The sequence below is a fragment of the Streptomyces sp. NPDC059567 genome (assembly GCF_042735655.1).
GTDB lineage: Bacteria > Actinomycetota > Actinomycetes > Streptomycetales > Streptomycetaceae > Streptomyces.
Genome location: NZ_JBHWBS010000153.1, coordinates 1 through 10,497 on the forward strand (window position 1 = coordinate 1; position 10,497 = coordinate 10,497).

Sequence of the window (10,497 nt, forward strand, 5' to 3'; positions counted from 1 at the left end):
CCGGGGGCACGCGGCGGGGCGGGCATTGCGATCGGCCGTGCGGCCGGGAGTAGGGGCCCCCCGGGCCGGCCGGGCCTCAGCATGTCTCCGCTGCGGGGTGATGCCCCGTCAGTGGTTGATGCAGACGTTGCCGACCGCCGGGTTCAGCGCAGCGATGAGGTTGAGGCTGTTGCCGCAGATGTTGATCGGGATGTTGATCGGAACCTGGACCACGTTGCCCGACAGGACACCCGGCGAACCGACCGCGACACCGTGCGCGTCGGCGTCCGCCAGCGCGGGGGAGGCCGCACCCAGAGCCATGAACAGACCGGCGACGACGACCGCAGCCTTCTTGCACTTCATTTCGTCTAAGTCCTTTCCGCGGCGGACGGAATTTCACGGATCTCGCGAATCGCCGTGCATTACAACGCCCGGCCTCCGCCGCACACATCACAACGACCATGCCCCGAAAAGGAAACCGGCTTATCGCCGGTCGATTGGTATTCACTCCATTGCGCTGACCCTCGGGGTCAGCGCGGCCAGACCGGTGTCGTCGTCAGACGTTCCCACTCGCGGTCCGGCATCCCCGGCACCGTGCGGCCCGCCAGGGCCCATTGCTGGACCAGCTGGGAGTAGACGGGGACGGGTCCCCGGTCGACAGGTGGTGGCGGGTCGGCCACATAACGGCTCTTCGGAATGAAGGCCATCCGCTCCCATTTCCCGGGATCGGGTGCCATCTTCTCCTCCCATACGCTGTGGTTCCCGCATCATTTCACAGACCCCGCAGGAGGGTGATTCAACCGGGCCACGCCGCGTCGCGAACCTGTGTGCGACAGGCAACGGCATACGGTGCGGGCGTTATTGATTCCGAGCCGGTGGAGACTGCCCGTGTCCGTCAGGAAATCCTCGCGCCCGCGTCGGCTGGTACTCGCCTCGGCGGCGCTCGTCGCCCTCGCCTCGGGGGCGATCGCCGGAGCCCCCGCGGCCCTGCCCGGTCCGGACGGCGGGCTCACCGTCCTCGTGGCCGGGGTCGACAGCCGGGCGGGTCTCACGGCGGCGGAGTTGAAGCGCTATCACGCCGGCGGCAAGGGCTGCGACTGCACGGACGTGATGATGCTGGTGCACGTCTCCGCCCGCAACGACCGGGTCAGCGTGGTGAGTCTGCCCCGCGACTCGCTCACCGCGTTCCCCGCCGGTCACGTCGACCAGCGGACCGGCAAGGTGCACGGCGCACACCCGGCGAAGCTCAACGCCGCGCACACGGAGGGCGGGCCGAAGCACACCCTCGAAGCGGTCGAGCGGATGACGGGCACACGCGTCGACCGCTACCTCGAGATCGACTTCCGACGCTTCATGGACGGTGTGGACCAGGTCGACGGCGGGGTGCCGATCTGCACCGTGCAGCCGCTCAAGGACCCGGTCACCGGGATCGACCTCGCTCCGGGGACGAGGAACGTCAAGGGCGGCGAGGCGCTGCAGTACGTGCGTTCGCGGCGGGACGGGGACATGGACTTCGGGCGGATGCGGAAGCAGCAGAAGTTCGTGGTCAACATGTGGAAGACGATCCGGGCGGGCGTCCTGGAGGATCCCGCCCGGCTGTGGGCGCTGGCCTCGACGGTGCGCGGTACGGCGGAGACGGAGCGTTCGCTGTCCGTGACCGAGATCTTCACGCTCGCCGTGCGGCTGCGTGATCTCACCCCCGACCGAACCGAGTTCGCGACCGTGCCGATCCGTCGCTTCAACCCCACGATCACGGGCGTGGGCTCCAGCGTCGCCTGGGACGAGAAGCGGGCGGCGGAGATCTTCGCGGCGCTGCGCGCCGAGCGACCGCTGCCGAAGGCCCCGGCGAAGCAGACGAGCGAGATCCCGCGCGGCCTCGGCGAGTACCGGCCGGCCGGCGGCGCCTCGCTCGTGTGCCCGTGACGCCGCCGAGCCGCCGCCGGGTGGCAGACGGCTCGGGGCCGCCGTTCAGCGTGCGAGCTTGCGGGCCAGCTCGGCCGGGTCCGTCGTCGGCGCGTCGCAGGTGAAGTGACGGCAGACGTACGCGGCCGCTCCTCCGTCCACCAGCGGGCGGTCCTTGAGCAGCGGGAACTCCTCGCTGTCCGGGGCGCCGAAGGCGACGACCGCGCCGGGGGTGGGGGCCAGCAGGGCGGTACGGCGCAGGGCCTGGGCGGTGTCGTCACCGGCCGCGCCGACCACCGCGATCTCGCGGGGCCCGTCGAGCAGTGCCTCCGCCGTCGCCAGCCCCCAGCCGATGAAGCGGGGTGCGCGCGGGCCCAGCGCCTTGACCACTCCGAGCGCGCCCTCGGCGGCCGCGCGGTGGGCCTCGGAGCCGGTGTGGGCCGCGTAGGAGAGCAGTGCGCCGGCGGCGGCCGTCCAGCCGGACGGGGCCGCGTTGTCCGTGGGGTCCTGGGGCCGGCGGATCAGCGCCTCGGCGTCGTGCGCGGTGTCGTACAGCGCCCCGCCCTCGGCGACGAACTGGTCCAGGACGATGTCGAGCAGGAACCCGGCGAACTCCAGCCAGACCCCCTCCCCCGTGACCCCGGCGAGCGCGAGGAAGCCCTCGGCGACATCGGCGTAGTCCTCGAGGACACCGGCGTTGGCGCCGACCCGGCCGTCCTTGGAGGTTCGCGCCAGTCGCGCGTCCGTGCCCATGTGCAGCCGTACGAGCAGATCGGCGGCCTCCGTCGCGCGCTCGACCAGGTCGGGGCGGTCGAAGAACGCGCCGGTCTCGGCGAGCGCGGCGATCGTCAGACCGTTCCAGGCGGCGACGATCTTGTCGTCGCGGCCGGGACGCTCGCGCCGGTCGCGGGCGGCGAGCAGGCGCTCCTTGATCGAGGCGATCCGGTCGCCGTCCGCGACGCCGACGTCCTGCGGGAGCTGGAGGACCGAGGCGCCCTCCTCGAAGGTGCCCTCCTCGGTGACGCCGAAGTACGAGGCGGCGTAGGCGGCGTCGTCCGCACCGAGGACGTCGGCGAGCTGGGCCGGGGTCCAGACGTAGTACGCCCCCTCGACGTGCTTGCCCGTCCCGTCGTCGGAGTCCGCGTCGAGCGCGGAGGCGAAGCCGCCCTCCGGGGTGCGCAGTTCGGAGACGAGGAAGTCGGCGGTCTCCAGGGCGACCCGCCGGGCCAGGTCGCTTCCGGTCGCTCGCCACAGATGGGCGTAGACCCGGCACAGCAGGGCGTTGTCGTACAGCATCTTCTCGAAGTGCGGGACGACCCAGTCACGGTCCACGGAGTAGCGGGCGAAGCCGCCGCCGAGCTGGTCGTAGATCCCGCCGCGGGCCATCGCCTCGCAGGTGTCGGCGGCCATCTGAAGCGCGCCCTCGGCTCCCGTACGGGCGTAGTGGCGCAGCAGGAACTCCAGCACCATCGACGGCGGGAACTTGGGCGCGCCGCCGAAGCCGCCGCGTGTCGCGTCGTACTCCCTGGTCAGGGCGAGCAGCGCCTGGGCCAGCTCCTCCTCGCCAGGGACGCCGTCGCCGCCGAAGGCGAGGGAGCGGGCGGAGAGGTCCTTGACGATCTTCCCGGCGACCTCGCCGACCTCGTCGCGGCGCTCGGTCCAGGCACGGGAGACGCCGTCGAGGACGTCTCCGAAGGAGGGCATCCCGTGCCGGGACTCGGGCGGGAAGTACGTGCCGAAGTAGAACGGCTCGGCATCCGGGGTGAGGAAGACCGTCATCGGCCAGCCGCCCTGGCCGGTGGCCGCCTGGACGGCCTCCATGTAGACCGCGTCGACGTCGGGGCGCTCCTCGCGGTCGACCTTGACGGCGACGAAGTGCTCGTTGACGTAGGCGGCGGTGGTGTCGTCCTCGAAGGATTCGTGGGCCATCACATGGCACCAGTGACACGCAGAGTATCCGACCGACAGCAGAACGGGTACATCGCGCCGTTTCGCCTCCTCGAACGCCTCGGCTCCCCACGGCCACCAGTCGACCGGATTGTCAGCGTGCTGAAGCAGATAAGGCGAGGTCATACCAGCCAACCGGTTCATACGCCCCAGCCTCTCACAGCGCCTCGCGCGACCAACGAAACCCTCACGAGCCCGCCCCGCCTGGCTGAATTGCACTTGTGGGCCATCACATGGTGGGCAGCGCCTTCTCCTCCGAGTCAGCGTCAGACTCTTCCCGACGCTCCCCGGCCCGGGCGGCCCGAACACCTCGGAACAGTAGGCTGAGCACAGCAGCGCCGGACCTGCCGAGGCTCCTCGAAGGAGGTACACCATGACCGCCGAGATGGTGGCGCCCGCGTGGATGCATGCGCAGATCAGCGCGGAACAGTACGACTCCTGGTCCGAGGAGCAGTGCGCCGGCATCGAGATCGTGGACGGGATGGTCGTCGTGAGCCCGAGCGCCTCCAAACGGCACAACCGGCTGGCTCGGGTCCTGGCCAATGCTCTGGACGCCGCCGCGGGCCCGGACTGGAACGCAGACACGGACTTCGACGTCCGCCTGCAGGACGTTCCGCTCACCAACCGTCGTCCGGACGTCATCGTCTACCAGGCGGAGACGATCGACCTCACGCCCACCCGACCCGAGCACGTGCTCCTGGTCGTCGAGGTCGTGTCGCCCGGTTCGGAAACAACTGACCGAATCGTGAAAGTGGACCAGTACGCCAAGGCCGGCATCCCCTTCTACTGGCGGGTCGAGCAGGCCGCCACCGGTGTCCCGATCGTCTATACGTACGTCCTCGACCCCGCCACCAAGGCTTACAGGGACGGCGAGATGTTCACCGGCACGGTGAAGGCCACCGTGCCTTTCTCCATCTCGGTCGATCTTGGGGTCACGTAAGGGCGGAGAAGTCTCCCCGCCTTCGACATCTGACCGATAGTGCTCGGATAGTCGTTGCTCGCGGACCGATCGGAACATTCCCCACCTCCGGGCCGGATGCACCACCTGCGGATGCCATGCCAGCTCGTAAGCGATCGTTATAGCCGTGCCCGGTCAGGAACTGATCAAGGTCACGCTGACGGAAGATCACACCAACCGGGGCAGCTACCTACGAAACTGCCCCAGGTCCCGGCATCCGGTTGCGGTTCATCGAAGCGAACAGGCCACGACTGCCCCGCTTTGCCATCGGCGCCACGAGTGCGCCAGTCGCGCGCTGGAAAACCGTGGCACTGCAGGCAGGTACGAGCTGACGTGTTCGACCACCAGCTGACCATCCATGGGCGCCACGGCCATGAGGTCGAGCGGTGAGTCGACCTCCAACATCCCCCTTCTTGTGCAAGTGACAGTAACTGAAGTACCTTGCAGGACATGCAAGATGACGCATGGTCACCTCCTTCTGTCCTACTGACGGTCGATCTCGTGATCCTGACGCTGCGCGACAGTCGTCTGCACGTCCTCCTGGTGGAGCGGGGCGAAGATCCCTTCCGGGGCATGCTCGCGCTGCCCGGAGGATTCCTGAGCCACGATGGCGAGGAGATCCTGGACGCCGCTCACCGCGAACTGAGTGAGGAAACGGCCCTGACCTCCGGCTGGGTGCACCTTGAGCAGCTGGCCGTGTACGGAAGATCGGGCCGCGACCCGCGGGGCCGAGTCGTCTCCGTAGCTCACCTGGCGATCGCACCGGGGCTGCCCGACCCTGTCGCGGGGACGGATGCCACCGATGCCGCGTGGATTCCCGCAGAAGCCGTCCTGTCCGGCGAGGCGATCCTCGCCTTCGACCACCATCGAATCGCGGCGGACGGGATCGAACGCGCGCGCACCAAGATCGAATTCTCGGCACTGGCCACAGCGTTCTGCGGGGAGAGCTTCACCATCGCAGAGCTGCAGCAGGTGTACGAGGCCGTCTGGGGCACCACACTCGACACCCGCAATTTCTACCGGAAGGTCCAAGCCGCGAAGGGATTCATCGTCCCCGTCGGCACGGACCGCAGGACCACGGGTGGACGGCCCGCACGGCTGTACCGGGCCGGCCCGAGAACCGTGCTGTTCCCACCGCTGATCCGACCCGCGCCATCTGCGACGGAAGAGAACACGAGAGGGGAAGAGGAGTAAATGCCGAAGGGCCCAGTGGTGATTCTCACCGCCCTCAATCTTGAATACCAGTCCGTGCGCCAGAGGCTGGCGGATCTTCTGGTGCATCGCCATGAGCGCGGTACCCGGTTCGAGGTGGGAACCGTACGGGGCACATCGTGCCCCGTCGCGCTCGGCCTGACGAACAAGGGGAACGCTCCCGCCGCGGTGATCGCCGAACGTGCGATCCAGGAGTTCTCGCCGGTGGCCGTGCTGTTCGTCGGGGTCGCCGGCGCCCTGTGGGACGCCACCAAACTGGGTGACGTGGTGATGGCGTCACACGTGTACGCCTATCACGGCGGGACCAGCGAGGACGACGGGCTCAAAGCCCGTCCCCGGGTATGGGAAGCGCCGCACGGCATCAGCCAGCTCGCCTCGCACCTGGCCCGTTTGAACGACTGGGCGGACCCTACACCCGGTCACGAGGACGGACCGCAGGTGCGTTTCGGGGCGATCGCCGCCGGCGAGATCCTCCAGAACTCGAGGATCTCGGCTGAGGCGAAGTGGATCCGAGAGCACTACAACGACGCGCTCGCCATCGAGATGGAGGCGGCCGGTGTGGCCCAGGCCGGCCATCTCAGCGGAGCGCCGGTGGCCATCGTCCGGGGGATCAGCGACCGGGCGGACGGCACGAAGAACAGTTCGGAGGACCGTAACTGGCAGCCGCGGGCCGCGGCGAACGCGGCGGCGTTCGCCATCCGGTTGGCAGTGGAACTGGTGGGCGAGCAGGAGGAGGCCGCAATGCCCCAGGACGACAGGGCCCGTTCGGCCGACCGGTTCGACCGGCGCGTCAGCAACACCGTCCACAACAGCACCGTCGGCATCATGGCCGGCTCAGTCACGGGCAGCAGTGTCCACATGAACACGTCCTCGAAGGCATCCGGCCCGACGGACCTGATCACGGAACTGAACGGTTTTCGCGATCAGCTGGGGTGGCACCGCACCGAGGGCGTCCTCGACGAGGACAGCTACCGGGAGGCCCTGACCGATCTGGACTCCGCCCTCCGGTCGGCCGGGGAGCGCACCCCTGAATCGTCGAAGCGGACGGTCATGACGCTCAAGAGGCTGCGCGGACTGGTCGCGGAGTGCCCGGCGCTAGTGGCCGCGTTGGCTCCCATGGTCGCCGCGGCGGGTGACCTGCCATGAGTCACGACGACAGTGCCCGGTACAGCTCGGCCGCGTTCAACTCCACCATCGGGATCCAGGCCGAGGTCGTACACGACTCCACCATCAACATCGTCCACCCGGATGCATCGCCGCAGGAGAAGTACCGGGTGGGCTTAAGGCTCCTGGAGGACGGCGTCCCCAGCCGGGCCCGTGAAATGATCACTGATGCGATCGTCCACGGGTACGACAGCTCGGAGGTTCGTTTCTACTGGGTGCTCGCCATGCTCAGCGCCCGCACCCACCACGACCTGAGCACCGAAGAGGTCGAGCGGCTGCGCTACGCCTCCAGGCTCGTGCGGACCTACGCCGAGGACGAGTGGAAGGAAGCCCTGCGCGTCACTTTCGACCTGTTGGCGGTACTCAGCACCACCGGCAGCGAGACCGGCCCCGTGCTGAAGCAGCTGCAGGACCTGCCGCTCCGCCAGTACGACGCGATCCTCCGCCACCTCGACGTCATACTCACCGGAGGGCTGAAGGACGACCTGTGGGCGGAGACCCTCGGACGGGCCAGGGCGGAACGCTTCGGCAACGACCGGGTCCAGCGGGTCTGGGCCTACTTCGCACCCGCCCCCATCGGGGCGCGGGCCGTTCGGCCCCGCCCGAGCACCGCTGCCGCCGCCAAGGCGGCCCTCCCTGTCCGGGTGGTCCTGTTCGTCATCAGCAGTGCGCTCCTCTGGGCCCTGGCACTGATCGCGGATCCGGCCCAGGCGATCGTCGAGTTACCGGTGGCACTCGGCGCGGGCCTGACCGCGGCCCGCTTCGGCGTCCGGTGGTGGGGCCGGGAGCCCACGCCGGGCCTCACGGCCGAGGCCCACGTCCCGCACCCGCCCGATCCCGCCTTCGCCGAGGACGGGTTCACCAAGCGCGTCCGTCATTCGTTCGATCACTACTTCAGCGTTCGCAGGCCCCACGGGTTCACCTCGGATGCCTGGCTCGCCCACACAGTTCAGATCCGCAGCAGCCTCGCCGCCGAGATCGCGGACCTCTACCGGGAGAGCCGAATCGGTGTGGAGCGGGTCGACTGGCTGATCCGGTACCTCGCCGAGGACGCCCGAAATCGCCACAACAACGGCACCCTGTTCGATGAGCACCGCCAGGACCAGACTCCGGGCAGGACGAAGGCCCTGACCGTGGCGGCCCTTGCCGTTCTCGGTGTCGCGGCTCTGGCCGCGTTCGGCACGGCGGTCACCGGCGCCGCCCAACCGCGGCCTCTGTGGGCGTTCCTGGCCGTGCTCGGTGCGGCCTGGTCCGGGCACGCGACCGCCTCCCGATGGCTGGAGGTCCGGCGCGAAGAGCGCCGGTTGGACCGGGAGACTCAAAAGTACCTCGAACAGCTGACCGCACGACAGATCGCCTACCAGCGCTGGCAGTCGCTCCTGGACGATTTGCGTCCCAGCGAACTGGAGATGGAGACCTGGCTCACCTGCGACAAGACTTCGTTCGTCGATGAGGCACTCCGGCACCACCGGCTCACCTGGCGCGACCTGATCACCCACACCATCCTGGTGGCCCCGGGTCCTTCCTACAAGCGTGGCCGGGTCCGAGGCGGCCCATGGCGGTACTCGCACTACGTGTTCCGCCTGTTCCTGTTCACCCAGGACGGTATCCGCGAGATCAGCTCCGAGTTCAACTTCTCCGACGGAACCCGCAGGAACGAGCAGCGGAGCAACTACCGGTTCGACGCGCTGACCTCCGTGCAGGTGACGGAGAACGCCGACGTCGGTTACGACCTAGAGCTCTTCCTCGCCAACGGACCGGCCAGGAAGATCCGCGTCAAGGACGCCGACGCACATCAATTGGCGCCGACCGAGAATTCCCAAGAAATCTCCGAGATCAACCTCAGCGCGGCCGGCTCCACCCACACCTTCCGCCTCCTGGAGGGGGTAGCGGCGGACGGGAAAGGCTGGATCGAGCGGCACGGCCCCGACAGCCTGGCCCCCTTCCAGATCGCCGGCTGATCCTGAACTCGAGCATAGGGGTGCCTGTGACCTCCACGGATGACGTCACCGAGAGCAAGATCCTGCTGGCCGAGTACGACCGCCTCAAGGAGGAACAAAAGACCCGCATAGGGTTCCGCGACAACCTGCTCTACTTCACGCTCGCCGCAGCCACTGCGGTCGTGGCGATCACCGCCCAGAGCGGACAGTCCCGACTGCTGCTCTCCGTCCCCGCGATCTGTCTGATCCTGGGCTGGACCTACCTGGTCAACGACGAGAAGATCTCGGCGATCGGCTGCTACGTCCGCGACCGGCTGGGACCGCGCCTGGGGGAACTCACCTCCGCCCACGGCGCAGTGTTCGGCTGGGAGATCTACCACCGCAACGTTGCGGGTCGCACCGTGCGCAAGCGGCTTCAGACCGCGGTGGACCTGTTCACGTACCTGGTCCTGCCCATGGTCTGCACGACCGCGTTCTGGTGCTCTCCCGTCGTTCAGCCCCTGCTCATGCTCGCTTCTCTCGGACAGACGCTCGCCCTGGCCGTACTGGGCTGGCAGTTCCTGCGTCGTACGGAGCGGTAGCACCAGGCCCCCGCCAGGCACACGTACGACACCTCCGGCCACAGGGTGCGAGTCGAACTCCGCTGTACAGTCAGCAGGCGTCCGACTCGGGCCCGGCCAGTTCGTCCAGGTCAAGGGTCTAGGTCCGTCCGTCGGCCAGTTTCATGGGCAGCTTGGCCGAGCCGTATTTGTGCGTGTGGGCCGCAATGCAGACGGAGCCAGTGGGCTGGGTGTGGGCGGCGACCTCCCCGGCGCACGGGCCCACCACCGCGTAGACGGGGATGCCGTAGCGGCCGTACTTCGCGGTGCGGTCGTCGTAGTCCTTGTGCGCAGGAGACCGAAGGAAACGCACACCCTATCGGACACTCCCGCATGCAGTGGGCTGACCAGGGCTCTGGCGAATGTCGACGTACTGGTCGGGTGCCCACTCGATCGATTCGATCTGTTGATCTTCAACCCGGATGCCGTGCTCAGGCTCAGGGCTACCACCTTGTGCGAGTTCACTGGCACCAGTGACAGCTGCTTAGCCGACGCTGAGCAGCACGGGGACGTCACGGCGGCGCGCCTCGTCGAACGCCTCGGCCGACCAGGGCCACCAGTCGACCGGGTTGTCGGCATGCTGGAGGAGGTACGGGGACGTCTCGTGGGCCAGTCTGTTCGGCATGGCCCCATCCTCGCGCACCCGGGGAAACACCGCCCGTACGCCACGGGTGGGCGGTGCACGATCGGGGCACTGATACGAGAAGCGGGGGCCCGGGCGGGGCCGGGGGGGGGGGGGGGCGGGGCCCGGGGCCCCCGGGCCCCGGGGGGGGGGGGGCGGGGGGCGGCGCGGCGG

At 68.8% G+C, this 10,497-nt stretch carries 10 protein-coding genes and 1 pseudogene; 6 read left to right on the plus strand and 5 right to left on the minus strand.

What is annotated here, in order from left to right; translation table 11 throughout:
- Positions 1–108: 108 nt before the first annotated feature.
- Positions 109–342: a chaplin gene (locus ACFVZW_RS35520; protein WP_384530505.1), complete on the minus strand. Its 234-nt coding sequence runs from the start codon at positions 340–342 to the stop codon at positions 109–111.
- A gap of 167 nt (positions 343–509) precedes the next feature.
- Complete coding sequence (locus ACFVZW_RS35525; RefSeq protein WP_384530507.1) at positions 510–716, minus strand: hypothetical protein; 207 nt, start codon at positions 714–716, stop codon at positions 510–512.
- Positions 717–867: 151 nt separating this feature from the next.
- Here ACFVZW_RS35525 and ACFVZW_RS35530 point away from each other — a divergent pair, with 151 nt between their 5' ends.
- The gene (locus ACFVZW_RS35530) at positions 868–1,902 is read left to right on the plus strand and encodes an LCP family protein (RefSeq protein ID WP_384530510.1); all 1,035 of its coding nucleotides are present in this window, start codon (positions 868–870) and stop codon (positions 1,900–1,902) included.
- 45 nt (positions 1,903–1,947) lie between these two features.
- Here the strand turns inward: ACFVZW_RS35530 and ACFVZW_RS35535 are convergent, their stop codons facing one another.
- The gene (locus ACFVZW_RS35535; RefSeq protein WP_384530513.1) at positions 1,948–3,972 is read right to left on the minus strand and encodes a thioredoxin domain-containing protein; all 2,025 of its coding nucleotides are present in this window, start codon (positions 3,970–3,972) and stop codon (positions 1,948–1,950) included.
- Between the two features lie 229 nt (positions 3,973–4,201).
- On the opposite strand from ACFVZW_RS35535, the gene ACFVZW_RS35540 reads away from it, so the two are divergent.
- From ACFVZW_RS35540 to ACFVZW_RS35560, 5 genes are all read left to right on the plus strand, one after another.
- Entirely contained in the window at positions 4,202–4,768 is a 567-nt protein-coding gene (locus ACFVZW_RS35540) for a Uma2 family endonuclease (RefSeq protein WP_384530516.1), read from the plus strand.
- 468 nt (positions 4,769–5,236) lie between these two features.
- A complete protein-coding gene (locus ACFVZW_RS35545; protein ID WP_384530527.1) occupies positions 5,237–5,980 on the plus strand; it encodes an NUDIX domain-containing protein in 744 nt (247 codons plus the stop codon).
- Complete coding sequence (locus ACFVZW_RS35550; RefSeq protein WP_384530519.1) at positions 5,981–7,144, plus strand: purine phosphorylase; 1,164 nt, start codon at positions 5,981–5,983, stop codon at positions 7,142–7,144. It begins immediately after the preceding gene.
- Complete coding sequence (locus tag ACFVZW_RS35555) at positions 7,141–9,123, plus strand: hypothetical protein (RefSeq protein WP_384530522.1); 1,983 nt, start codon at positions 7,141–7,143, stop codon at positions 9,121–9,123. Before ACFVZW_RS35550 ends, ACFVZW_RS35555 begins: the two co-directional genes overlap by 4 nt.
- Positions 9,124–9,149: 26 nt before the next feature.
- The gene (locus ACFVZW_RS35560; protein ID WP_384530524.1) at positions 9,150–9,683 is read left to right on the plus strand and encodes a hypothetical protein; all 534 of its coding nucleotides are present in this window, start codon (positions 9,150–9,152) and stop codon (positions 9,681–9,683) included.
- 118 nt (positions 9,684–9,801) lie between these two features.
- On the opposite strand, the gene ACFVZW_RS35565 is transcribed toward ACFVZW_RS35560, so the two are convergent.
- Together ACFVZW_RS35565 and ACFVZW_RS35570 are read right to left on the minus strand one after the other, a co-directional pair.
- A complete protein-coding gene (locus ACFVZW_RS35565; RefSeq protein WP_384530526.1) occupies positions 9,802–10,014 on the minus strand; it encodes a hypothetical protein in 213 nt (70 codons plus the stop codon).
- Between the two features lie 154 nt (positions 10,015–10,168).
- Positions 10,169–10,326 (minus strand): annotated as a pseudogene (locus ACFVZW_RS35570) (DUF255 domain-containing protein); the annotation flags it as partial.
- Positions 10,327–10,497 lie beyond the last annotated feature (171 nt).